The organism is Actinospongiicola halichondriae, from assembly GCF_049103745.1.
Lineage (GTDB): Bacteria > Actinomycetota > Acidimicrobiia > Acidimicrobiales > Salinilacustritrichaceae > Salinilacustrithrix > Salinilacustrithrix halichondriae.
In genome coordinates this window covers 2,968,563-2,991,982 of record NZ_CP171622.1, presented here as the reverse complement: position 1 = coordinate 2,991,982, position 23,420 = coordinate 2,968,563, and the positions used below count along the sequence as shown (strand labels likewise).

At 69.0% G+C, this 23,420-nt stretch carries 25 protein-coding genes; 14 read left to right on the top strand and 11 right to left on the bottom strand.

The annotated features are described in order from the left end of the window. Positions 1-4: 4 nt before the first annotated feature. Together ligD and AB8619_RS14730 are read right to left on the bottom strand one after the other, a co-directional pair. A complete protein-coding gene (gene ligD / locus AB8619_RS14735) occupies positions 5-1,003 on the bottom strand; it encodes a non-homologous end-joining DNA ligase (protein ID WP_436796391.1) in 999 nt (332 codons plus the stop codon). A 37-nt stretch (positions 1,004-1,040) separates the two neighbouring features. Further along, positions 1,041-2,306, bottom strand: a complete 1,266-nt coding sequence (locus AB8619_RS14730; protein ID WP_436793389.1) for a hypothetical protein — start codon at positions 2,304-2,306, stop codon at positions 1,041-1,043. Positions 2,307-2,368: 62 nt separating this feature from the next. On the opposite strand from AB8619_RS14730, the gene AB8619_RS14725 reads away from it, so the two are divergent. Continuing rightward, positions 2,369-2,989, top strand: coding sequence for a TetR/AcrR family transcriptional regulator (locus tag AB8619_RS14725; protein WP_436793388.1), 621 nt, complete (start codon positions 2,369-2,371; stop codon positions 2,987-2,989). Between the two features lie 14 nt (positions 2,990-3,003). Here the strand turns inward: AB8619_RS14725 and AB8619_RS14720 are convergent, their stop codons facing one another. Continuing rightward, positions 3,004-3,957: a TauD/TfdA dioxygenase family protein gene (locus tag AB8619_RS14720; RefSeq protein ID WP_436793387.1), complete on the bottom strand. Its 954-nt coding sequence runs from the start codon at positions 3,955-3,957 to the stop codon at positions 3,004-3,006. Positions 3,958-4,019: 62 nt separating this feature from the next. Here AB8619_RS14720 and AB8619_RS14715 point away from each other — a divergent pair, with 62 nt between their 5' ends. Genes AB8619_RS14715 through AB8619_RS14700 form a run of 4 tightly spaced genes read left to right on the top strand, consistent with a single transcriptional unit; the run spans position 4,020 to position 6,705 of the window. Continuing rightward, the gene (locus AB8619_RS14715) at positions 4,020-4,889 is read left to right on the top strand and encodes a diacylglycerol/lipid kinase family protein (RefSeq protein ID WP_436793386.1); all 870 of its coding nucleotides are present in this window, start codon (positions 4,020-4,022) and stop codon (positions 4,887-4,889) included. Positions 4,890-4,947: 58 nt separating this feature from the next. Next, a complete protein-coding gene (locus tag AB8619_RS14710; RefSeq protein WP_436796390.1) occupies positions 4,948-5,904 on the top strand; it encodes a potassium channel beta subunit family protein in 957 nt (318 codons plus the stop codon). A 16-nt stretch (positions 5,905-5,920) separates the two neighbouring features. Continuing rightward, complete coding sequence (locus tag AB8619_RS14705; RefSeq protein ID WP_436793385.1) at positions 5,921-6,223, top strand: putative quinol monooxygenase; 303 nt, start codon at positions 5,921-5,923, stop codon at positions 6,221-6,223. Next, positions 6,220-6,705, top strand: a complete 486-nt coding sequence (locus AB8619_RS14700) for a hypothetical protein (RefSeq protein WP_436793384.1) — start codon at positions 6,220-6,222, stop codon at positions 6,703-6,705. The genes AB8619_RS14705 and AB8619_RS14700 overlap by 4 nt, the downstream gene beginning before the upstream one ends. 9 nt (positions 6,706-6,714) lie before the next feature. Here the strand turns inward: AB8619_RS14700 and AB8619_RS14695 are convergent, their stop codons facing one another. Continuing rightward, entirely contained in the window at positions 6,715-7,434 is a 720-nt protein-coding gene (locus AB8619_RS14695) for a CAP domain-containing protein (protein WP_436793383.1), read from the bottom strand. Positions 7,435-7,553: 119 nt separating this feature from the next. On the opposite strand from AB8619_RS14695, the gene AB8619_RS14690 reads away from it, so the two are divergent. Then, positions 7,554-8,381 carry an acyl-CoA thioesterase gene (locus tag AB8619_RS14690; protein ID WP_436793382.1) on the top strand — a complete coding sequence of 276 codons (828 nt, stop codon included), beginning with the start codon at positions 7,554-7,556 and terminating at the stop codon, positions 8,379-8,381. Position 8,382: 1 nt separating this feature from the next. Here AB8619_RS14690 and AB8619_RS14685 read toward each other — a convergent pair whose 3' ends face one another. Further along, entirely contained in the window at positions 8,383-10,113 is a 1,731-nt protein-coding gene (locus AB8619_RS14685; RefSeq protein WP_436793381.1) for an N-acyl-D-amino-acid deacylase family protein, read from the bottom strand. 4 nt (positions 10,114-10,117) lie between these two features. Then, positions 10,118-11,359, bottom strand: a complete 1,242-nt coding sequence (locus tag AB8619_RS14680) for a serine hydrolase domain-containing protein (protein WP_436793380.1) — start codon at positions 11,357-11,359, stop codon at positions 10,118-10,120. A gap of 65 nt (positions 11,360-11,424) precedes the next feature. On the opposite strand from AB8619_RS14680, the gene AB8619_RS14675 reads away from it, so the two are divergent. The 3 genes from AB8619_RS14675 (at position 11,425) to AB8619_RS14665 (ending at position 13,791) form a co-directional block, all read left to right on the top strand. Continuing rightward, positions 11,425-12,660, top strand: a complete 1,236-nt coding sequence (locus AB8619_RS14675; protein WP_436793379.1) for an acyl-CoA dehydrogenase family protein — start codon at positions 11,425-11,427, stop codon at positions 12,658-12,660. After that, positions 12,660-13,544, top strand: coding sequence for an alpha/beta fold hydrolase (locus AB8619_RS14670; protein ID WP_436793378.1), 885 nt, complete (start codon positions 12,660-12,662; stop codon positions 13,542-13,544). The genes AB8619_RS14675 and AB8619_RS14670 overlap by 1 nt, the downstream gene beginning before the upstream one ends. An 82-nt stretch (positions 13,545-13,626) precedes the next feature. Further along, positions 13,627-13,791: a hypothetical protein gene (locus AB8619_RS14665; protein WP_436793377.1), complete on the top strand. Its 165-nt coding sequence runs from the start codon at positions 13,627-13,629 to the stop codon at positions 13,789-13,791. 174 nt (positions 13,792-13,965) lie between these two features. Here AB8619_RS14665 and AB8619_RS14660 read toward each other — a convergent pair whose 3' ends face one another. After that, on the bottom strand, positions 13,966-14,751 hold the full coding sequence (locus AB8619_RS14660; protein WP_436793376.1) for an enoyl-CoA hydratase/isomerase family protein: 786 nt from the start codon (positions 14,749-14,751) through the stop codon (positions 13,966-13,968). 77 nt (positions 14,752-14,828) lie between these two features. Between AB8619_RS14660 and AB8619_RS14655 the strand changes: the two genes are divergently transcribed. Further along, on the top strand, positions 14,829-16,100 hold the full coding sequence (locus tag AB8619_RS14655) for a cytochrome P450 (protein WP_436793375.1): 1,272 nt from the start codon (positions 14,829-14,831) through the stop codon (positions 16,098-16,100). Between the two features lie 21 nt (positions 16,101-16,121). On the opposite strand, the gene AB8619_RS14650 is transcribed toward AB8619_RS14655, so the two are convergent. Continuing rightward, entirely contained in the window at positions 16,122-16,478 is a 357-nt protein-coding gene (locus AB8619_RS14650) for a VOC family protein (protein ID WP_436793374.1), read from the bottom strand. Between the two features lie 60 nt (positions 16,479-16,538). Between AB8619_RS14650 and AB8619_RS14645 the strand changes: the two genes are divergently transcribed. Together AB8619_RS14645 and AB8619_RS14640 are read left to right on the top strand one after the other, a co-directional pair. Further along, positions 16,539-16,973: a PaaI family thioesterase gene (locus AB8619_RS14645; RefSeq protein ID WP_436793373.1), complete on the top strand. Its 435-nt coding sequence runs from the start codon at positions 16,539-16,541 to the stop codon at positions 16,971-16,973. Between the two features lie 29 nt (positions 16,974-17,002). Then, entirely contained in the window at positions 17,003-17,476 is a 474-nt protein-coding gene (locus AB8619_RS14640; protein WP_436793372.1) for a pyridoxamine 5'-phosphate oxidase family protein, read from the top strand. Positions 17,477-17,480: 4 nt separating this feature from the next. On the opposite strand, the gene AB8619_RS14635 is transcribed toward AB8619_RS14640, so the two are convergent. Continuing rightward, positions 17,481-18,419: an MBL fold metallo-hydrolase gene (locus tag AB8619_RS14635; RefSeq protein ID WP_436793371.1), complete on the bottom strand. Its 939-nt coding sequence runs from the start codon at positions 18,417-18,419 to the stop codon at positions 17,481-17,483. 40 nt (positions 18,420-18,459) lie between these two features. Here AB8619_RS14635 and AB8619_RS14630 point away from each other — a divergent pair, with 40 nt between their 5' ends. After that, a complete protein-coding gene (locus AB8619_RS14630) occupies positions 18,460-19,485 on the top strand; it encodes a TIGR03617 family F420-dependent LLM class oxidoreductase (RefSeq protein WP_436793370.1) in 1,026 nt (341 codons plus the stop codon). Positions 19,486-19,586: 101 nt separating this feature from the next. Here AB8619_RS14630 and AB8619_RS14625 read toward each other — a convergent pair whose 3' ends face one another. Next, positions 19,587-20,831, bottom strand: coding sequence for a CaiB/BaiF CoA transferase family protein (locus AB8619_RS14625; RefSeq protein ID WP_436793369.1), 1,245 nt, complete (start codon positions 20,829-20,831; stop codon positions 19,587-19,589). A 156-nt stretch (positions 20,832-20,987) separates the two neighbouring features. On the opposite strand from AB8619_RS14625, the gene AB8619_RS14620 reads away from it, so the two are divergent. Then, positions 20,988-21,287, top strand: a complete 300-nt coding sequence (locus AB8619_RS14620) for a hypothetical protein (RefSeq protein WP_436793368.1) — start codon at positions 20,988-20,990, stop codon at positions 21,285-21,287. Here AB8619_RS14620 and AB8619_RS14615 read toward each other — a convergent pair. Continuing rightward, positions 21,249-23,354 carry a RecQ family ATP-dependent DNA helicase gene (locus tag AB8619_RS14615; protein WP_436793367.1) on the bottom strand — a complete coding sequence of 702 codons (2,106 nt, stop codon included), beginning with the start codon at positions 23,352-23,354 and terminating at the stop codon, positions 21,249-21,251. The two genes, AB8619_RS14620 and AB8619_RS14615, sit on opposite strands and share 39 nt — an antisense overlap. Between the last annotated feature and the right edge of the window lie 66 nt (positions 23,355-23,420).

The following is a 23,420-nucleotide window of genomic DNA, read 5'->3' as shown; positions in this document are numbered from 1 at the left end:
AAACCTACGACTGCTCGGCGCCCTTTGCCCTGCTCGGAGCCACCCGGGACGGCTCGTTGGGCATCTTGGGGTACACGGGCGGCCACGGCGCATCGCCGACGCCGGCGGCCAGGTCGGCCTCGTACCGTTCGAGCAACGGGGTGATCGCCTGCGGCTCGTCGTCGATCGTCGCCCACGGATCACCGACCGTCGTCATCCGCTCCGCCACGACGGGGATCGTGAGCTCGTCGGGTTCGATGTCGTCGAGTTCGTCCCAGTGGAAGGGCGTCGAGACCTGCCCGCCGACGCGGGGGCGGACGCACCACGCTCCGAAGACGGTCTTGTGCGGGGCGTTCTGGTTGAAGTCGACGAACACCCGCGACCCCCGTTCTTCCTTCCACCACGCGGCGGTGACCAACTCGGGACGCCGTTGCTCGAGGAGGCGCCCCACGACGACCGCTGCGGCCCGGACGTCGTAGGAGTCCCAGCCGGGAGCAAGGCGTGCGTAGACGTGGATGCCGCGGTTCCCGGTCGTCTTGGGGAACGATCGGATGCCGAGCTCGTCGAGCAGGGTGTGGAGCTCGTGCGCCGCCTCGCGCAGCATCGCGAAGTCGACGCCGGGACCGGGGTCGAGGTCGATGCGCAGTTCGTCGGTGGTCCCGGGATCGTCGGCTCGCAACGGCCACGGATGGAAACCCAGGCACCCCATGTTCACGGCCCAGGCGAGGTGGGCGATGTCGGCGACGACCATCGCGTCGGAGGTGGTGCCGTTGGGTGTCGACACGACCGTGGTCTGGAGCCAGTCGGGCGCGCCCTTGGGGACCCGCTTCTGGAAGAACGACTTCCCGTCCGCACCATCGGGGAACCGCTGCATCAGCGTCGGGCGTCCGCCCATCGTGCGCAGGATCGGCTCGGCCACCCGCAGGTAGTGGTGGACGAGGTCGAGCTTCGTCTCGCCCCGCTCCGGGAAGAACACCTTGTCCGGACTCGTGATGCGGACCTCGCGCCCGTCGATCTCGAGCATCACCGGCGGGGGCTTGGCCACAGCCGTGACGGTATCGCTAGAAGACGCGTCGGGCGTCGGCCTCGACGAGGCGTTGCTCGAACAGGAAGCGGACGATCGCCCGCTCCCGGCTGGGCAGGGGGAGGGTGTTGCCGGGAGCCTCGAGCTGTCGAAGGGTCCGGGCCGGACTGACCTCGGCGACGTACTGGAGTCCGCGGTCGTCGGCGAAGCCGATGATCCGTGTGCGGCCCAACGCCGCGGTCGTCCGGTAGGCGCCGAGGCAGTTGCCCATGACCGCGCCCCACTCGAGGAGTTCGTTGCCCGTCGACGGGAGGGCCACACGACAGCCGGTTCCGTCGACTGCCTGTCCGTCGACCGCTCGCCACGGAGCGGGGTAGTCGATCGTCCGTTCGCCGTCGTCGACGACCCGAGGTGGTGCGGCGGCTCGCGCCGGCGGGCGCCGCGGCGCGGGTGCGGCCGGAGGGGGAGCCGGTGGTCTGGCGTCGTGTCGGATGAGGCGGCGTGCGAGCTCGGTCGTGCCGCCCTCGGTCTCGAGCGCCGCGACGAGGTCGTCTGCGATGCGTCGAGGCGTGACCTCCTCGAACATGGCCCGGGCTCTGTCGATGTCCGTCAGCGAGAACGACACCGCCCCAGGCCGATGGGGACGGGTCGTGAGGATCGACACGAGCTGTTCGGGGCCACACCGGTCGGCCGCCATGAGCGCGAGCAGGATCGGTTCCCAGGCGACGCGTCCGTCGTCGTCGGGCAGCAGCGAGGCCGCGAGCGCCCGGACCAGGGGCCGGGTGACCCGAGGCCCCAGGGCGTGGTGCGCAGCCGAGCGCGGGTCGTCGTGATGCAGCAGCGGCTCGACCGGGACCGGGACGAGGTCGGGTCGGGCACCGGCCGAGAGCGGGTGCTGGAGCAGGGGATAGGCCGACACGAGGACGGTCTCGACGAGGTCGTCGGACGTCGTGCCGAACACCTGGCGAACGATGTCGACGAGCGCGGCGAGGTCGTCGTCCACGTCCTCGCTTCCGGCGGCGGTGATCTCCCCCCGGAGATCACCGACGAACTGGCCCGTTGCGTGGGTCCGTACCTCGTGCACGGGCCACCACGATCGGAGCTCGAGCCGCCCGTCGGCTCGGACGAGATCATGACCGCGTCGCCGGACGCGGCGGGTCGGGTCGAGCCGGTTGCCGGTGGAGCCGACCTCGATGCGGACTCGCCCGGTGCCGACCACGTCGACGTCGCCGACGGCGGAGAACCACCGACCGGACGCGGCGTCGCTGCGATGGATCTCGGTGCGACGGTCGGTCAGCGGCACGTCACGACCGTACGCGTGCGGTGTGACCGCCGCGACCGCGCCCGGTGGGTACCGTTCGGGCGATGCCCCGCTCCGCCGACGACACGCGCCGCCGCATCCTCGACGCAGCCGAGTCCTGCTTCGCCACCGACGGGATCGTCGGTGCCACCTTCGCCGACATCCTCGACGCGGCCGGCCAGCGCAACAACAGTGCGATCCAATACCACTTCGGTGACCGGATCGGCCTACTCGAGGCGATCACCAGTCGCCGTGTCGAGCAGATGGCCGTGCACCGCGACCGACTGCTCGACGATCTCCCGTCCGAGCCCACCGTGCGCGACCTGGTCGAGGTCATCATCGCTCCGCTGGCGGCCATGCTGGGAGAGCCGGGCGGATCGGCCTACCTCCGCATCCAGGCGGAACTCCTGGCGCATCCCAACCGCGACGAACTGCCCGAACTGTTGTCGCAGCCCTGGTCGAGGCCCGGACTCGAGCGGGTGCAGGCGTTGTTGGTCGAGAGCCTGCCGCCGCACTCCGTCGTGCTCGGGGCGGTGCGCACGGTGCTCGCGACCACGCTGATCTTCCACTCGCTGGCCGACCGCGCCCGCCTCACCGACGAGGCGGCCGACCACGAGGACTTCGTGCGTGGGTTGGTCCACGCCGTCGTCGCGATCCTCGAGACCGTGATGGACGAGCCGGCCTGATCGGACTGGCCTGCTCAGACTGGCCGGTCGCCGATGATGCTGGCCCGTTCCATGATCCTGGTCGCCGGCCAGTAGTCGCTGGTCGCGTAGTGCTGCACGGCACGGTTGTCCCAGAAGACGACGTCGCCGTCGCGCCACTGGTGACGGAACTGGAACTCGATGATGTCGGCCTGCCGGCACAGTCGGTCGAGCAGGGCGTGGGACTCGTCCGCCTCCATCCCGTCGATGTGCGAGACGAAGAAGCGGTTCACGTAGAGCAGTTTGCGGCCGGTCTCGGGGTGGGTCCGGACGACGGGGTGGCGCACGAGTGGGTACTTCTCGCGCATCTCGGCCTTCTGGTCGTCGGGGATCCCGTAACCGAAGACCTGGCTGTAGTCGTGGATCGCGTACAGGCCGTCGATCTGGTCCCGAGTCGCGGGGTCGAGCGCCTCGTAGGCCGTGTACATGTCGCAGAACAGCGTGTCACCGCCCGACGGCGGGACCTCGACGGCGTGGAGGACGGCGCCGAGCGAGGGGACCTCGCGCCAGCTCACGTCGCTGTGCCAGCCGTTCTCGAAGCCGCCGACCTGCTTGCTCTTCTCGAATCGGACGAGCTCGGGGTTCGTCGCGTTCGCCGGCAGGAACGGATGGATCTCGAGGTCGCCGAAGCGTGACGCGAAGGCGAGGTGGGCCTCGGCGTCGAGGGACTGGTCGCGGAAGACGATGACCTTGTAGTCGAGCAGCGCCTGACGGATCTCGGCGATGACCTCGTCCGACAGGTCGCCGCCGAGGTCGAGCCCCTGCAGTTCGCCGCCGATGGTGGCGCCGATGGGGCGAGCGTCGAAGTGCGACCAGGTGAGGTCGACCAGGCGTTCGCGTTCGGCGCGCAGGTGCGGGAACGGGCCGACCTCGATCCCGAACTTCGGGATGGCGACCCGTTGGCTGTACCCCGCGGCGGCGGGATCGGTGGCAGCAGTCGTCGTGCTCATGGGCTCATTGTAAGAGAATGCTCTTAGAACGCAAGGGGAATCTGTTGCGTACCGTGCCGCCCATGACGGTGCATGTGCTGGGCAACCCTGCGGCGCGAGGAGGGACGGGCGACGTCGAGACGGTCGTCGACCGACTGCGTTCGCGCGGGCTCGATGCGGTGTTGCTCGAAGCGACCTCGGCTGCAGCATCGCAGCAGGCTGCGGTCGAGGCGGTCGCTCAGGGGGCCGAGCGGATCATCGCCGTCGGCGGCGACGGACTCGTCCGCATCGCACTGCAGGCCGTGGCCGAGACCGACGTGGTCCTCGGTCTCGTCCCGCAGGGGACGGGGAACGACTTCGCCCGAGCGTTGGGTCTGCTCGGGGGATCGCTCGAGGATCGTGTCTCGGCCGCGTTGGACCCCGGCGTGCCGGTCGACGCCATGCGGACGAACCACGGCTGGGTGGCCTCGGTCGCGACCATGGGGTTCGCGGGCGACGTCACCGCTCGGGCCAACGGTCTGCGCTGGCCCCGAGGCGCGCAGCGCTACACCGTGGCCACGCTGCTCCAGTTGCCGCGGCTGCGGACGGTGTCGGCGACGGTCGAGATCGACGGCGTGGTGCACGATGCCGACACGACGATGATGTCGATCGGGAACACGCCGTACTTCGGCGGGGGCATGAAGACCTGCCCCGGTGTCACCCCGACCGACGGCAAGCTCGAGGTGGTCGTCATCGGCGACGTCGGCCGCGGCACCTTCCTCCGCGTGTTCCCCAAGGTGTTCAAGGGTCGTCACGTGGACCATCCCGACGTCACCGTCCACTCGTGCACCACGGTCACGATCGCGAGCGACGACGACGTCGTGATGTGGGCCGACGGCGACGAGCTCGGTGCGCTGCCGGTGACGTGCGAGGCCGTGTCGGGTGCCGTGCGGGTCGCCGGCGCTCAGGTCTGAGCAGCTCCGCACTTCGGTTGCGAACCGGCGCTGGGCTCGTAGCCTCGGACGCATGGACATGGAATATCGTCGTCTCGGAAACTCCGGCCTCAAGGTCAGTGTGCTCTCGTTCGGGAGCTGGGTCACGTTCGGCCCGCAGCTCGACACGGGCCTCGCTGCCGACTGCATGGCCGCCGCCTGGGATGCCGGGTGCAACTTCTTCGACAACGCCGAGGCGTATGCCGGCGGCGAGTCGGAGCGGCTCATGGGCGAGGCCTTCCGCAAGAACGACTGGAAGCGCCACGAGTACGTCGTGTCGTCGAAGTTCTACTGGGGTATCCACGAGAGCCCGAACACCAAGTACACGCTCAACCGCAAGTACCTGCTCGACGCCATCCCGGCCTCGCTCGAACGCATGGGGCTCGACTACCTCGACCTCATCTACTGCCACCGTGCCGATCCCGACACGCCGATCGAAGAGACGGTGTGGGCGATGTCCGACGCCATCGACCGTGGCTGGGCGCTCTACTGGGGCACCTCCGAGTGGAACGCCGACGAGATCCGCGCCGCCTACGAGATCGCCGAGCGCCACCACCTCCACAAGCCGGTGATGGAGCAGCCGCAGTACAACATGCTCACCCGTCGCAAGGTCGAGAAGGAGTACAGCCGGCTCTACGAGGACCTCGGTCTCGGCCTCACGACCTGGTCACCCTTGGCCTCGGGCCTGCTCAGCGGCAAGTACATCGACGGCATCCCCGAGGACTCCCGGGCCGCGCTCGACGGCTACGAGTGGATCAAGGACATGGTCTCCGACGAGGCGGCCAACGAGAAGGTCCGCAAGCTCCGCGACATCGCCGAGGAACTCGACGCGACGCCGGCGCAGTTGGCCATCGCCTGGTGCGCCCGGAACCCGAACGTCTCGTCGGTCATCACCGGCGCGAGCAAGGTCGAGCAGGTCGTCGAGAACATGCGTGCCGTCGAGGTGCTGGCGAAGCTGACCGACAAGACCATGGAGCGCGTGGACGCGATCCTGTAGGGCAGACTGCCCGACCATGATCGTCGTTTCCGGAATCATCCAGGTCGCCCCGTCCGACCACGCCGCCGCCGCCGAGCTCATGAAGACGCTCGCCGCCGAGACCGCCAAGGAGGCGGGGAGCATCACCTACGCCTTCTATGCCGACCTCGAGACCGAGGGCAAGTTCCGCGTGTTCGAGGAGTGGGAGTCCGAGGAAGCGATGGGCGCGCACTTCGCCGAGCCCCACATGGCCGAGTTCATGGGCGCGCTCGGCGCCCTCGAGGTCGTCGGCACGGCGATCGACAAGTACGAGGGCAGCGAGAAGTCCAAGTTGATGTGAGTCGGAACCGCCCCACGATCGACCTCCTCGAGTTCGTTCCGGGTGAGGGCGATCGCGGGGTCGTTGCCGTCATGGACGAGTTGTCCGACGGCAGCGGCTGGCTCACCTTCGATCCGGCGTTCGACGACCGGTTCCCACCACCTCAGCAGACGACGCTCGGTCGGCTCCTGAGCGGTCGGGGGCCGGCGATCCCGCGCGCCACGTGGGTCCCCGCAGACACGTCCCGTCGACGCCGTGAGCCGGTGTCGGTCGGGATCCTCCACGGGACCGGCGCCAAGGCCGTGGATCGACTGGCCGAGAAGGGCATCACCGTGCCCGACCGGTGGCGCGTCGTGTCCGACCATGCCAAGCGCGGGCTCGTCCTGTGGGTGCCGATCGACATCGAGCACGACGTCGTGTTGGCCTGGACGTACACGGCGGCCCGAGCGCTGACCCGGGTCCCGCTGGTCGATCAGTGGCGAGTGGCGATCCACCGACGCTGAGGCAGCGATTCAGCCCCAGAAGTTGACGGTCACCCAGAGTTGGCCGCCGCTGTCCACCGTGCACCCCACGCCGGCGTGGGTGTGTCCGGCTTCGAGGATGGCGTGGCGATGGCCATCGGACTCCATGAACGCGTAGAACAGGCCCTCGTTCGAGCCGTGTGTCCGACCCACGTTCTCGGCTGCCCGTGTGGCTTCGGGCCGGGCCGCGAAGACCTGTGGTCCGTAGTCCGGGTTGTGCTGGAGGTCCTGGCGGGCAGCGAGTTCGTCGCTCCACCGGCGGGCGATGGGCACGATCTGCCCGTCGGCGACCAGTGGCGCCGTGCCCTCGGCGGCGCGAGCGCCGTTCATCCGGTCGAACATCTCGCGCTCGCACGCAGTCATCGACGCCGATGGGCCCGACGAGGCGACCGGGGCGGCCGTCGTGGTGGGTGCGGGCGGAGGGGGCGGCGCAGTGGTCGTGGGTGCGGTGGCCGGAGGTGCGGTGGTCGTGGGTGCGGTGGCCGGCGGCGTGGTGGTCGGGGGGACCGTGGTCGTCGCGAGGGCCTCTTCCGCAGCGACCGACACCGGGACCACCGGATCGGCGTCGACCGACACCGGAGCGATGATCACCGCACGAGCCGCTTCGAGTTGCGGGGGCGTGGCGCTGCGGATCCCGGCCGAGATCACCCCGGCGGTGGCCACGATGGCGATGAGGACGCCGACCAGGCGGCGGAGGCGGGCATCGGTCACGGAGTTCTCTTCGCTGTCGAGGCGTGGACTCCTGTCTCCGCGTCGGCGGAATCTTCCGATTCTTCGTCTCGACGGGCTCGGCTTTTGCCCCGTGCGGCGGCTGCGGGGAGACTCTCGGCGTGACCGCCGACCTCGAACTCGCGACCTTCGCCCAGATGATGGCCCTCGAGCCGCACGGTCCCGACACCTTCGTCGGCGTCGGCCCGCGCTACCCATGGGGCGGTCTCTACGGTGGTCAGATCGTCGCCCAGTCGTTGCGCGCCGCAGGGCTGACGGTCGACGCCGGCCACCTGCCGCACTCGCTCCATGCGTACTTCATCCGACCCGGCGACCACACCGAACCCATCCGGTTCGAGGTCGACCGCATCCGGAACGGGCGGTCGTTCACCACCCGCCGGGTCGTGGCCCGTCAGTCGATCGGCGCCATCTTGAACCTGGCGGCGTCGTTCCACGTCCCGGAGGACGCGGTCGACGTGCAGCCGATGGCCATCCCGCCCGGTGTCGGCCCGGTCGACAGCTACCTCTCCAACTCGTGGAGCCATGTGTTCGAGCGACGCCACATCGACGGCGACGTGGGCGACCCGAACCGGGCCGCGGCCCGAGCGTGGATGCGCATGACCGAACCGGTGCCCGACGACCCGTTGACCCAGGCGTGCGCCCTCGCCTATCTGTCCGACGACCTGCCCACCGAGGCCGTGGTCGCCGACCATCCGCAGCGGACGTCGGTGGCGAGTGACGGCGACTTCGACCGCACCTTCATGTCGGCGAGCCTCGACCACGCCATCTGGTTCCATCGTCCCCTCGACGCCGGTGCCTGGCACCTGCACGACCTCGGCAGTCGCGGCCTGACCGGTTCACGCGGTCTGGCGACCGGCGAGGTCTTCGGCGCGGACGGGACGCACGCCGCCACCGTCACCCAGGAAGTGCTGCTCCGCGTCCGACGCTGAGTCAGGCGGGACCTGGCTGGGCACCCCGCACGAGTCGACCGGGCAGCGCTCCGGTGGCCTCGCCGTCGGCGTATGTCTCCACGCCGGCCACGATCGTGTGCCGGTAGCCGGACGCTCGCTGGAGGACCCGACGGCCCCCTGCGGGGAGGTCGTGGTGCATCTCGGGTCGGGCGACGGCCAGTCGGTCGAAGTCGATGATGTTGAGATCGGCCCGGTAGCCGGGAGCGAGGACGCCGCGGTCCTGGAGGCCCACCGTCGTCGCCGTCGCCTGGGTGTGTTGGTTCACGAGCCACTCGAGCTCGAAGAGCTCACCGCGAGCGCGGTCGCGGCCCCAGTGCGTGAGGAGGAACGTCGGGAAGCTCCCGTCGCAGATGGTGCCGACGTGCGCGCCGCCGTCGGACAGGCCGGGAACGGTGTACGGGTGCGCCAGCATCTCGCGCGTGGCGTCGAGGTTGCCCTCGGCGTAGTTGAGGAACGGGACGTAGAGCATCGCTGCACCGTCGTCGCCCAGCAGGAAGTCGTAGACCCACTCCTCCGGCGTGATGCCCGCTCGCTCCGCGACCGCGGCGGCGGACGATGCCGTGTCGGGCTCGTAGTCGGGCGGGTCGGTGAGCGGGAACATCCGGTCGAACACGCCGATGATGCTCCCGCCGAGCTTCCCGCGTGCCTTCTCGGACGACTGCGCGTCGAGCAGTCGCCGCCGGAACTCCGGATCGCGCATCCGGGCGACGCGTTCGGCCACGGGGGCCAGCGCGATCTCGCCGAAGACCGGGTTCATCATGAACGGGTTGAGCGTGCAGTCGAGACCCATCAGCAGGCCGACGGCGCGGGGAGCCGTCTGACCCCGCATCGTGAACCCGGCGTCGTTGGCCTCGGTGAGTCGTCGCATGAGGTCGCGGTGCATGTCCGGCGCGAGCGGGCTCTGCGCGAGCGAGAACGACAGTGGCCGGCCGGACACCCGCATCATCTCGACGAGCGTGTCGAACTCGTACTCGGTGTCGACGAAGTCGCCGACCATCTGGAGCACGCCGGTACCGGTCATGCCGATGGCCTCGGCGATGCCGACCAGTTCGGCGCGCTCGGCCGTGAGGGTCGGTGTGAACTCGCCGGTGCTGGCTCGGTGGTTGCGGGTGCGCGACGTCGTGAAGCCGAGCGCGCCCGCTTCGATCCCGGCGGCCGCGATCCGGCCCATCTCCGCGACCTCTTCGGGCGTGGCCACCGATTCGTGGTCGGCGCCTCGCTCGCCCATCACGTGCAGCCGCAACGCCGCATGGGGAACCTGGGCGGCGACGTCGAGGTCGTGCGGGCGGGCATCGACGGCGTCGAGGAACTGGTCGAAACCGTTCCATGACCACGGGAGGCCCTCGGAGAGGGCGGCGCCGGGGATGTCCTCGACGCCCTCCATCAACTGGATGAGCCGCTCGTGGTCCTTGTCGTGCACGGGAGCGAACCCGACGCCGCAGTTGCCCATCACGACGGTGGTCACGCCGTGCCACGACGACGGCTGGAGTCGCTCGTCCCACGTGGCCTGACCGTCGTAGTGGCAGTGGATGTCGACGAAGCCCGGCGTCACGAGCGCGCCCTCGGCGTCGATCTCCCGCGTGCCGGTGCCGGCGACGTCTCCGATCTCGGTGATCAGGCCGTCGCTGATCGCCACGTCGGCGGTCCGACGTGGCGCGCCCGTGCCGTCGATGACGGTGCCGTTGCGGATGACGAGATCGTGTTCGGTCATGGGATCAGTCCACCAGCGACTGGTAGACGGCGGACCGCAACTGCCGACGGATCGGGTAGGTCGACGACGGCAGGAGCTGGGTCATGAGGATGAAGACCAACTCCTCGGCCGGATCGATCGAGAAGACGGTCGATGCCGCTCCACCCCACCCGTAGTCGCCGACGGAACCGATGCCGCCGTTCGCGGCCGGCGACTCGTTGACACTGAAGCCGAGGCCGAAGCCCAGACCCTCCATCGCGACCTCGGCGAACCCGACCTGACCCATCTCGTTGAGGGTCTGGCCACCGGGGAGGTGGTTGGTGGTCATGAAGTCGACCGTGCGGGGGCCGAGCAGTCGGGCGCCGTCGAGCACGCCGCCGTTGATGAGCATCTGCGTGAAGCGGTGGTAGTCGGCCATGGTCGAGACCAGACCGCCGCCGCCGGAGAGCATGGGCGGCGGCTTGAGGTAGCCGCTCTTGTCCCACGGGTCCATCTTCGCGGTGTTGCCGCCGAAGAAGACGTAGTTGGAGGTGAACCGTTCGCGGCGGTTGTCGCCGTCGACCCAGAACGCGGTGTCGGTCATCCCCAACGGATCGAAGATCCGCTCCTGGAAGAACTGGTCGAGTGACTGTCCCGAGACCGCCTCGACGATCGCACCGCAGACGTCGGTCGACATCGAGTAGCACCACCCCTCGCCGGGGGAGAACTGCAGTGGGAGGGTTCCCAAGAGGTCCATGGTCTCGGTCAGCGAGAGCTTGTTCGGCGTGAAGTCGCCGAGGCTGTGCTTGCGGTAGATCGCGTCGACGGCATGCTGGTGTTGGAAGCCGTAGGTGAGCCCGGACGTGTGGCGCAGGACGTCGTGCACGGTCATCTCGCGGTCGGCCTCGCGGGTGACGGCGTTGACCTCGTTGCCGCTCTCGAAAACCCGCAGCCCCTCGAACGCAGGGATGAACCGCGACACGGGGTTCTCGAGGAGGACCTTCCCCTCCTCGTAGAGCATCATCAGCGCGACGCTCGTCACCGGCTTGGTCATCGAGTAGATGCGGTAGATCGAGTCGTCGCGGATCGGGCGCCCGTCCTCGACGTCGGCATGGCCGTAGATGTCGTGATGGACGATCTCGCCTCGACGCGCCATGACGAACTGGACGCACGGGAACTTGCCGGAGTCCACGTACTCGTGGGTCACCGCGTCGATTCGGGCAAGTCGGTCGGGGTCGACACCGACCTCCGCGGGGTCGACGGTGGGCGTGATCGGTGCAGGTGCCATCGGACCGACGATACGACGAGCCAGACCACTTGACCAGTGGGTCAAGAAGCGAGTTCGATGAGGTCATGACCGCTGTCGAAACCCAGTCGTCCGCCCCGGGAACCGATGCACGACGCGTCGAGGACGCCGTCGATGCGTTCCTCGCCGCCAATGACCCATCGGCGATGGACAAGGTCGAATATCGCGGAGCGCTCTACGACGCGGGCCTGGCGTGGGTCCACTTCCCGGAGGGATGGGGCGGACTCGGGGTGCCGCCGACGCTCCAGAGGATCGTGGACGCCAAGACGCGCGCCGCCGGTGCGCCGAACATCGACCCCACCCAGTTCTTCGGTCTGGCACTCGCCGGCCCGACCGTCGTCAGCCATGCGTCGGACGATCTCAAGTCCCGCTCACTGCGACGGATGTTCACGGGTGAGGACTCGTGGTGCCAGCTCTTCTCCGAGCCCGGCGCCGGCTCCGATCTCGCGGGTCTGGCCTGCAAGGCGGTCCGCGACGGCGACGAGTGGATCGTGACCGGGCAGAAGGTCTGGAACACGATGGCCCACCTGGCCGACAAGGGCATGCTCGTCGCCCGGACCGACCCCGACCAGCCCAAGCACAAGGGCCTCACCTACTTCATGGTCGACATGCACGCCCCCGGCGTCGAGGTCCGGCCGCTGCGCCAGATCACGGGCGAGGCCGAGTTCAACGAGGTGTACCTCACCGAGGTGCGCATCCCCGATGCCGATCGCATCGGCGACGTGGGCGACGGCTGGCGGGTGTCGATGACGACGCTCATGAACGAGCGCACGTCGATCGGTGGTGGCGGCGGCAGCGGTCCGCGCCCGGCCGGTTCCGGTCCCATCGCCGAGGTCGTGCGCATCTGGCAGGAGGAACTGGCCGACCACGAGCGCAAGCCGGCCACCCGCGACAAGCTCATGGACCTCTGGATCCGTGCCGAGGTCCTGCGGCTCACCAACGTGCGGGCCAACCAGAACCGCAAGGCCGGCAACCCCGGTCCCGAGTCGTCGATCGCCAAGCTGGCCATCGCCCTCATCAACAAGGACATCTACGCCTTCTGCGTCGACATGCTCGGCGCCCAGGGTCTCATCGGCTACGACTTCGACATGCGTCGGGCCGATGCGGTGGGCCTCGAGGGCCCTCCCGGGTCGAGCCGCAAGATGTTCCTGCGCTCGCGGGCCAACTCCATCGAGGGCGGCACGTCGGAGATCATGAAGAACATCCTCGGCGAGCGGGTGCTCGGTCTTCCCGGCGAGCCCCGGGTCGACAAGGAGATGGCCTGGAAGGACGTGCCGCGCTGATGGCGCAGGTCGAGGTCGGCTCGCTCACGTTCGAGTACGAGCGCCAGGGCAGCGGCGAGCCGTTGCTGCTGATCATGGGCCTCGGCGCGCAGTTGACGGCGTGGCCCGTCGAGTTCGTCGACGGCCTCGCCGGCCGCGGGTTCGACGTGATCCGGTTCGACAACCGCGATGCCGGGCTCAGCTCCACCTGCGAGTGGGAGCCGCCGTCGGCGGTGAAGGCGTTCCTCCGGAAGCTGTTCCGTCGCCCCATCGAGACCGGCTACGTCATCGACGACCTGGCCGACGACGCCGCAGGACTCCTCGACGCGTTGGGCATCGAGTCGGCCCACGTCGTCGGTGCATCGATGGGCGGCATGATCGCCCAGGCGCTGGCCATCGGCCACCCGCATCGTGTCCGGAGCCTCACGTCGATCATGTCGAACCCCGGCGACGGCAGCGGCGGCATCGCCCCGAAGACCATGGTGCGGTTCGCCCGTCGCCCCGAACCGACGCGTGAGACCGCCGTCGATCAGGCGATCGAGACCTTCGGCGCCATCTCTGGCCCGCATTTCGACGCGGCCGAGTACCGGCCGCTGGCCGAGGCGGCCGTTGCCAGGAGCTTCCGCCCCGAGGGGCTGGCTCGCCAGACGGCAGCGATCATGGCCAGCCGTGACCGCGTCCCTGGTCTCCGTCGGGTGACGGCACCGACGCTCGTGGTCCATGGCCTGGTCGATCCGCTGGTCAAGCCGAGCGGCGGCATCCGGACCGCTGAGGTGGTCCCGAACTCGCGGTTGTTGATGTTCAACGACATGGGCCACGACCTGCCGGCGCCCCGGATCCCCGAGATCCTCGACGCCATCGCATCGGTGGCGGCTCGGGCCGGGAGCGACGCCGTCGTCGCCTGACGGATCGCCGGATCAGCCGGCGGCGTTGGCGATCGCGAACGCGGGGGTCGCGGTTGGGGTCGCCTGCAGTGCCGATCGACTCGTGGAACGCGGTGAGTGCCGCGAGGCTCTGTTCTTCGGTCAGTTCGGCGTCCATGATCCGCTCGACCGAGGGGAGCAGGTCGGCGTGAGCGGTGACGATCTCGTGAGCCAGGCGCTCGCGGGGAGCGAGGTCATCGACGCTCGTGGAACCCTGCGACCACTGTGATTCGACCTTCTTTGCCTTGGCCATGGGATTGCCGCTCTCTCGTTCGTGGAGTGTTGTGCCCTCTTGACCGTACGGCGGCGAACGCCGTCTCCCTCATTCCCAGGCGCGCGTTCTCGACGTCGTGAGCATCGGCCCCCGACGCCCAGGACGTCGGGTTCGGGCACGCCGGTCGACTCAGCTGCCGCGGAACTCCGGCGGCCGCTTCTCGAGGAACGCCTGCACGCCTTCCTTGTGATCATCGGTCTGGAACAGTTCGGCCAGGGTCGAGCTCACCCAGGCCCCGAGCTCGTGCCAGTCGGGGTCGAGCGCCTGCCGTAGGCCGCGCTTGATGGCCTGGACGGCGAGCGGCGGGCGAGCGGCGATCTCCTGGGCGAGCGCCATCGCCACCAGCAACAGCTCGTCGTGGTCGACGACCGACGAGACCATGCCGACGCGCTCGGCGCGCTCGGCGTCGATGACTGCGCCGGTGAAGAGGAGCATGGCGGCGGTCTCTCGTCCGACGAGCTGCGCGAGCCGACCGAGACCGGCCACGTCGGAGACCAGGCCTCGGAGGACGAAGAGCTCGCCGAACTTGGCGCGGTCCGACGCGATCCGGATGTCGGCCATGAGCGCGAGCTCCATGCCCCAGCCGACGGCGGCCCCGTTGACGGCGGCGATCACGGGCACGTCGGTGTGCAACAACGCGTCGGCGGCCGGCGTGAGCCGCGGACGGGCGGCGAGCGCCTCGCTCGGCGGTCCGGACGGACCGGCCATCACCTGCTTCACGTCGTCGCCGGAGCAGAAGGCCGGGTCGGTGCCGGTGATGACGATGCAGCGAGCGGTGGTCTCGCGCACCGCCCGCTCGAGGGCGTCATAGAGCGGGAAGGTCAGGGCATTCCGGGCCTCGGGACGGTCGAGCATGAGCACCTCGACGTCGCCATGGCGTTCGATGCGGAGGCCGGCGGGATCGGTCGAGGACATGGGCGCATCGTAGGGATGGCGTCGGGTCGACGGTCGCCCGCGTTCTCTTGACTGATCGGTCAACTATGGTCCGCGCCATGAGCATCCTCGATGGAGTGGATCTGTCCGACCCCGAGTTCTGGACCCGCCCGTGGGCCGAACGCGACGCCGTCTTCGACGCGATGCGCGCCGAGGAGCCCATCAAGTTCTTCGAGGAGCCGGACCTCGGCGTCCTGCCGCAGGGCCCGGGCTACTGGGCGCTGACCCGCCACGCCGACGTCGTCGAGGCCAGCCGCAAGGCGAACCTGTTCTGCTCCGGCCGCGGTGGCTCCAACATCGGCGACGTGCCCGACGAGATGCTCGAGTTCCTCGGGTCGATCATCAACATGGACGACCCGCGTCACGCCAAGCAGCGCAAGATCGTCGCCCGTGGGTTCACGCCCCGGGTGCTCGAGAACCTCAAGCACGACGTCGAGCGCGCCGCGGTCGAGATCGTCGACGAGATCGCCGAGAAAGGCGAGTGCGACTTCGTCACCGACGTCGCGGCACTGCTGCCGTTGCGCATCATCCTCGACCTCCTCGGCATCCCGCGCTCGGAGGAGAAGTTCATCTTCGACCGCACCAACATCATCCTGGGCCTGGGCGACGAGGAGTACGTCCCCAACCAGGACCCGATGGCGGTCATGGGCACGCTCTTCCAGGCCGGCCAGGACCTCACCGGCATGGTCGCGGAACTCGGCGCCGAGCGCCGCAAGAACCCGGGTGACGACATCATCTCGCTCCTGGTCAACGCACAGGACGAGGGCGACGGCGTCCTCACCGACGAGGAGCTCGGGTCGTTCTTCGTCCTGCTCGTCGTGGCCGGCAACGAGACCACCCGCAACGCCATCGCCCACGGCCTCCACTGGATGACCCAGAACCCGGAGCAGAAGGACTGGTGGTGGGAGGACTTCGATGCCCGCGCCCCGCAGGCGGTCGAGGAGATCGTCCGCTACGCCTCGCCGGTCATGCACTTCCGCCGGACCTGCACCACCGACGGCACGATGCTCGGCGGCCGGGAGTTCTCCGAAGGCGAGAAGGTCGTCCTCTGGTACGGCGCGGCGAACCGCGATCCTGCGGTGTTCGAGGACCCGCATCGCTTCGACCTGTCCCGCCCGCTCGAGACGATCAAGGACCACGTCGGCTTCGGTGGCCCCGGCCCCCACTTCTGCCTCGGAGCGCACCTCGCGCGACGCGAGATCACGCTGATGTTCCGCGAGCTCCAGCAGCGCATCCCCGACATCCACGCCGTGGGTGAGCCCGATCGGCTCAAGTCGAACTTCATCAACGGCATCAAGCACATGAAGGCGGAGTTCACGCCCTCGAAGTGACCGGTCGCCGGCTGGGTCCGGTCAGACGGTGCCCAGCTGGTGGATCTCGACGACGTTGCCGTCGGGATCGTCGATGAACGTCTGACGGTTCGAACCGACAGGGCTGGCGTCCTTCACCTCGATGCCCTTGGTGCGGAGCTCGGCAACGGCGGCGTCGATGTCCTCGACGAGGATCGCGAAGTGCTGGCCGAGGTTCGGCGGCACGGGGGCCTCGATGAGGTGCACCTGCGCCGACCCGAGATCGATCCAGGCTCCGCCGAACCCGAAGTCGGGTCGATCGGATCGGACCGTTCCGCCGAGGACGTCGGTGTAGAACGCGATGCTCCGGTCGGCGTCGGAGACGTTGATCGAGACGTGGTGCACGGCGAGCGGCTGCATGCGCGTCACGGTAACGACTCCGTCCCCGGCCCCGCCGGAGGCGGCACTACGGTGCCCGCCATGCCCGATTTCCCCGGTTACTCCCAGACGGTCGCCGACGCGATGCTCGAACCGGGAGACCTGATCGAGATCGGCCTGATGGGTTTTCTCGAGATCCGACACGTCGCCTTCGGGCCGGGAACGATGGTCGCCGAGATCGATGTCCGCGACGACCTGCTCACGCCGTTCGGAACGCTGCACGGTGGCGTCGTGTCGGCGTTGGCGGACCACGTGCTCGGCTCGGTGATGTACCCGGTGATGGATCGGGGACAGTGGGCGGCGACGACCGAGTTCAAGCTCAACCTCCTGCGACCGGTTCGCGAGGGCGTGTTGACGGCATCGGCCGAGATCATCTCGATGAGCCGTCGAACGGCGGTGGTCCGCATCGACATCACCAACGGCGACCGGCTGTGCGCGGCGGCCCAGGGGACGGTCTCGATCCAAGACCCGAGGTAGCGGTCACGGCGGGGCAATACCGTCCGGGTATGCCCAGTTGGAAAGACATCGAAGCAGCAGCGCCGGAACTCGCCTCGCTCGTGCAGGCTCGGTTCGACGCCCATCTCCACAAGACCATGGCGACGCTCCGGAAGGACGGGTCGCCTCGCATCAGCGGTACCGAGGTGAAGTTCGCCGCCGGCAACGTATGGATCGGATCGATGGGCGGAGCGCTGAAGGCGAAGGACCTCCAGCGCGACGGCCGTTGCGCGTTCCACAGCGCGCCCCTCGACACCGACATGGCCGATGCGGACGCCAAGATCGCCGGCGTGGCGACAGAGATCCATGACCTCGGCGAGATCCGACGGGTCTGGCCGGAGTGGGAGGAACATCATGCTCCGGGCGGGGCGCACGCGTTCCGTATCGACGTCACCGAGGTGTCGGCGGCCACCGTGGAGGGCGGTCAGATGGTGATCCGCAGCTGGAACCCGTCGGACGGTGAGCGGGTCCGCGAGCGTTCCTAGGGCGTCACCCGGCCAGCGCAGCCATCCTCGTGAAGTTGGTGACGGCGTCGGCCCTTCGGTGGGCGGGGTCGAGTTCGGCGTACGCCGTGTCGACGTTCACCGCCAGGCGTTCGGCGTCGCCGAGGTCGGCCCACGATCCGAGGTCGATGTCGGCGATCGTCTGCTCGACGGTCAAGCCCGATGCCTGCCGGGGCCGCACCTCGCCGAGCAGCCATGCGAGGTAGTCGCGCAACGTGCGAACGTCGTCGGCGGTGGCGAGTTGCCCGTGGCCGGGGACGATCGTCGCCCAACCGGCCTCGATGATGCGGTCACACGCGTCGATCCAGTTGCCGAACGGGCCGGCCCAGACGACCGGCGTCCCGCCGTTGAACAGGATGTCGCCGGTGAAGACGGTGTCGCGGTCGGGGAGTTCGACGATGACGTCGCCACCGGTGTGCGCCGGGCCGACCTCGACGAGGTCGATCGCGAGGTCACCGACCGAGATCGACAGCGATCCGTCGAACGTGCGCGTGGGTGCCGACGGCTCCACCTCGTCGAAGCGGAACGAGCCGAAGATACGTTCGAAGTAGGCGCCGACGTCTCCCATCTCCGGCGCCATGGCCAGGAGTCCGGCGAGCATCGACGCCGGCACCTCGTCCATCTCCCGTGCCGACGAGTTCGACGCGATGATCTCCTCGGCGTCGACCGCTCCGTTTCCGTAGCAGTGGTCGCCGTTGGCGTGGGTGTTCACGATGGTGGCGATGGGGGCCGTCTCGGTGATCGACCGCATCGTGTCGAGCATGGTGCGGGTCAGCGTCATGTCGAAGAGCGTGTCGACCAACAACGACGCGTCGCCGTCGGTCACCAGCCCGGCGTTGCTCCAGCCCCAACCGCCGTCGCGTTGGAGGTAGGCGAAGACCCCGTCGCCGACCTCGACCAACCCGTTCCGATGCGGCGCAGCCATGGGGCCAACGTAGCCACGTGCGACACGGCAGACTCCGGACATGGAACTCCATGTGATGGCCGCCGGCCGCAAGCTCCCCGACGTCCAGGACTATGCCCGGGCCGTCGAGGCGGCAGGACTCGACGGGATGGTGTTCGTCGAGTCCGGTCGGACGGCGTACCTGTCGGTCGCTGCCGCGGCGCTCGCCGCTCCATCGCTCGAGTACTCGACCGGCATCGCGGTGGCGTTCCCTCGTAGCCCGATGGTGACCGCCAAGGTGGCGTGGGAGTTGCAGGACCTCACCGACGGCAAGTTCCGCCTCGGCCTCGGTACCCAGGTGCGTGCACACATCGAGCGTCGATACGGCGTCGAGTTCGATCCGCCGGGGCCGCGCATGCGTGAATACATCCAAGCCGTGAAGGCGATCTTCCCCGCGTTCCGGGGCGACGAGCCGCTGGCCTTCGACGGCGAGTACCACGAACTCTCGCTGCTCCCGGCCATGTGGTCGCCCGGTGCGATCGAGGCCGCCGACCCGCCGGTCGACGTCGCCGCCGTCGGACCATGGATGGTCCGCATGGCCGGAGCGGTGGCCGACGGCGTGCACGTGCACCCGTTCCACTCGCGTCAGTATCTCGACGAGCGGCTCCTGCCCGGTCTCCGCGACGGCGCCGAGGGCGCGGGGCGATCCGTCGACGACCTCACGCTGTCGGTCCCGGTCTTCACCGTCGTGGGCGACACCGACGAAGAGCGCGCCCCGTGGCGCGACCGAGCGCGTTTCCAACTCGGCTTCTACGGCTCGACCAAGAACTACTCGTTCCTGTTCGACATGTTGGGCTTCGAGGGGACCTCGTCGGCCCTCAACGACAAGCTCAAGGCCGGCGACCTCATGGGCATGGCCGCCGTGATCACCGACGAGATGCTCGAGCACTTCACGGTCGAGGCGACGTGGGATGGTCTCGCCGACGCGCTGGGCGAGAAGTACGAGGGCGTCGCCGACCGGCTCATCCTCTACTTCGCCGAGGAGTTCTTCGCCAAGGACCCGTCGTCACTCGACAAGTTCGGCCAGGCCGCCGCCGACCTCCACTGACCCACCCTGATGGTTCTGGTGACCAGTTGTGACCACCAGGTGGCGCCGTTGTTCACCAGAACGGAGTTGTTGGTGGATGTTGGCCGTCGTCGGGCCAGGGCTCAGGTGGTGGTGCCGTTGGCCTTCAGGGCGGCGATCTCCGCGTCGGTCTTGCCGAGCACGTCGCGCAGGACCTCGTCGGTGTGTTGACCGACGGTCGGCGCCTTGCGGGGCGGGGGCAGCTCCTGGCCGACGATCTTGATCGGTGACGGGAGCATGTCGGCGCCGTGCTCACTGGCCGGGAGGAAGCCGAGACGGTCCTGGAACTGGGGGTCGTCGGCGAGGGTCCCGGGTGTGTGGACCGGTGCGATGGGCACGTTGTGCTCGTCGCCGAAGTAGGTCCAGTCCAGCGTGGACTTCGTCTTGAAGACCTCGGCCAGGATCGCCTGCAGTTCCCGGTTCCCTCGGGCGTGATCGGCGTACTGGCTGCCGGGCCACTTCTCGAACAGGTCGGGTCGTCCGATCGCCTGGCAGAAGTTCTTCCAGAACGCCTGCTCGGACGACATGAAGATGATGTGGCCGTCGCTGGACTCGTAGATCGAGTAGCGGACGCCACCCTTCATGCCTGCCGTGCCGGGAGCGCGCCGTTCGTAGTCGTCGGCCTTGTTACCGGTGACCTCGGACTCGGGGCGTTCGTAGGCCTTGTAGGTCTCCGAACGGAACCAGTCCATGGATGCGGCGGCATCGGACTGGGCGATCTCGAGCTGGCAGCCCTCACCCGTCTGCAGTGCCTGGACGACACCGGCGAGGATGCCGAGGGCGCCGAACACGGGTCCGGCGTTGATGCCGATCGACACGTGCTCCGGGATGAAGGGGAAGCCCTCTTCGTCGTACTCGGGCTTCACGACGCCGGCCCACGTGTCGTAGGCGATGCCGTGCGAGGGGAGGGTCTTGTACGGGCCGGTGGAGCCGTAGCCGGAGATGGTGCAGAAGACGACGGCGGGATTGACGGCACGCAGTTCGTCGTAGCCGAGTCCGAGACGTTCGAGCGCGCCGGGACGCATGGCCTCGACGACGACGTGCGCGTCCTTGACCAGCTCCTTGTAGATCTCGACGCCCTCGGGGGACTTGAGGTCGAGGACGATGGACCGCTTGCCTCGACTGATGTGCCAGTGGAGGAGCGACTCGCCCTCGATGATCGGCCAGGACATCTGCCGGATGTAGTCGCCGGCGGGGGACTCGACCTTGATGACATCGGCCCCGAGGTCGGCCAGGTGGGTGCTGATGCCGCCGGGGCCGAGCATCGACGACTCGATGACCCTGATCCCGGAGAGCGGTCCGCGAGAGCTCGTGGTGGTGTCGGTCACGGATCCGAGTCTGCCAGTTTCTGACGCGGCGTCAGAAACGCGGTGGGGGTACCGTTCAGGCATGGATCGAGGCTCGTCAGGGCCGGCGCCATCGGTGGCGAGCCCGTGAGGAGCGCCGGACGGTTTCTGCTCGCCTGCTTTGCCACGGTCGCGGCGGTGGCCGTGGTCTACGGCGTGTGGTGGTACGGCCTCGCCCAGTTCGACGACGACTACTGCATCACGAGCGTCGAGATCCCGTCGGGAGAGCCGTCGGTCACCGGTCCGGAGTGGGAGCCGCCGCTGACCTATCGCTGTGATTTCGGGGCAGCTGGCGTCGTCACCGTCAACGAGCCCCGCCCGATCCTGTGGACCGGGGCCATGAGCGGGGTCGGGCTGTTGCTGGTGTCGAGCATCTGGTGGAAGCTCGCTCGCTCTTCGTCAGCGACACCGGAGTACGAGGGGGAGCACCGGCCCTGAACCGGCTCCACGGAGGAGTTGGTTGGCCACGGTCAGCGTCCAGCGCGAATCGCACTCGTCGTCGACCAACAGCACCGGTCCGTCGAGGATCGGCGCCGGCGGGAGGAGGCCCGGGTCGACCGCGAGGTTCCCCCACACGTTGGCGACCTGGTGGGCCGAGTTGGCCTGGTCGGCCTGGAATCCGCCGCCGTCGCCGACGCGGACGAGCGCGGGATGCACGGGGAGTTTGCCGAGTTGGCCCAACCCGTCGCACAACCGGTCGATCACTCCCTGGCGGCGGCGCGACGGGATCGGACAGATCCACCCCGGTCGTTCGTCCCAGTCCCACCGTTTCAACACGGCGGCGACGGCCCGGATCATGTCGGTGTGGAGGAGCCGATCGCCCGAGAGGACTTCGTCGATCACCGGCCCCCAGCCGCCATCGCCGACCCGGCACAGGGCACGGCCCCATCGGGCCTGGTCTTCGGCCTTGATGCGGCCCTTGGGTTCGTCGAGTTTGGCGGGCCACTGGCGACGGGGTTCGATGCCGACGTCGCCCGATCGCAGGTGCCGGGTGGCCTCGTCGACGAGGTCGGCGTCGAGCGTGAGGTCGGGCGACGTGCCGAGGCAGCGGTCGCAGCGTCCACAGTCGGCGGCTTCGGTGTCGTCGAGCGCCTCGCGCAGGAACCGCAGCCGACAGCCGGGTCGGTCGGCGAACGAGAGCATCTGCTCGGACTCCTCGCGCCGGAGGGTCCGCAGCCGCTCGGCCTTGTCGGCGTCGTAGCGCCAGTCGGTGTCGGTGAGGATGAAGCCGCCCTTCACCGCGGTGATCGCTCCGTCGACCTCGAGGATCTTGAGCAGGGTCTGGAGGCGGGAGCGCCCCAGGTTGACCACCGACTCGAGGGTCGGCACCGAGGTCGGACGCGTCGGCGACAGCTGCCGAAGGACCTCGTCGCACGTCGACTCGGCAGGCAGGCTCACCTGTTCGAACCATCGCCAGATGGCGGCGTCCTCGACCGGACGGGGGAGTGCGATGACCTCGGCCCGCTCCAGGGCGCGTCCGGCACGGCCGATCTGTTGGTAGTAGGCGACGGGCGTCGGCGGGAGGCCGAGGTGGACGCAGAAGGCGAGGTCGCCCTTGTCGAAACCCATACCGAGGGCGGAGGTGGCCACCAGCGCCTTGCGTTGGTTGGCTCGGAGCTCGTCCTCGAGGGCCATGCGTCGCTCGGGCTCGGTCGCCCCGGTGTACGCCTCGACGTCGTGGCCCCGATTGCGAAGCCATTCGGCCGTCTCTGCTGCCTGTTGCTGCGTCAGCGTGTAGATGATGCCGGAGCCGGGGATCTCGTCGAGGTGCTCGCCGACCCACGCCAGGCGGTGAGCGTCGTCGGGGAGGTCGACGACCGACAGGTGCAGCGCCTCGCGGTCGAGCGACGTCCGGAGCACCAACGTGTCGGCGCCGAGTTGTGATGCGACGTCGTCGGTGACGCGCTGGTTCGCGGTGGCAGTGGTCGCGAGCACGGGTGTCCACGGCGGGAGCTCGTCGAGGAGGCGCCGCAGGCGGAGGTAGTCCGGTCGGAAGTCGTGACCCCAGTCGGAGATGCAGTGGGCCTCGTCGCACACCAGCGCCATCGGGCGCGAACGCAACAGGTCGAAGACCCGGTCGCGGAATCCGGCGTTGGCCAGACGCTCCGGGGAGATGAGCAACAGGTCGACGCGGTCGTCGTTGACGGCCTCCTCGATCCGGTCCCAGTCGTCGGTGTTCGACGAGTTGATCGTCTCGGCCGCCAGCCCCAGCTTCTGGGCCGACGACACCTGGTCGCGCATCAACGCCAGCAGCGGCGAGACGACCACGGTCGGCCCCCAGCCGCGGTCGCGCAGCATCCGGGTGGCGGAGAAGTACACGGCGGACTTGCCGAACCCCGTGCGAGCGACCAACAGCGTCCGACGCCCCTCGGCCACCACGGCGGACACCGCGGCGATCTGCTCGGGCCGGGGGACCGCATCGGGGCCGGCCAACGCACGGACGTGCTCGCCGAGCTCTCGCTCGACATCGGCCCGAGAGGGACGTGGTGGTGCAGTGAGGGTCACGTGAGCGACCCTAACGACGCCCTCCGACAACAACCCCCCGCCTCGGTTCTTGCGTCAGTTGCTCAG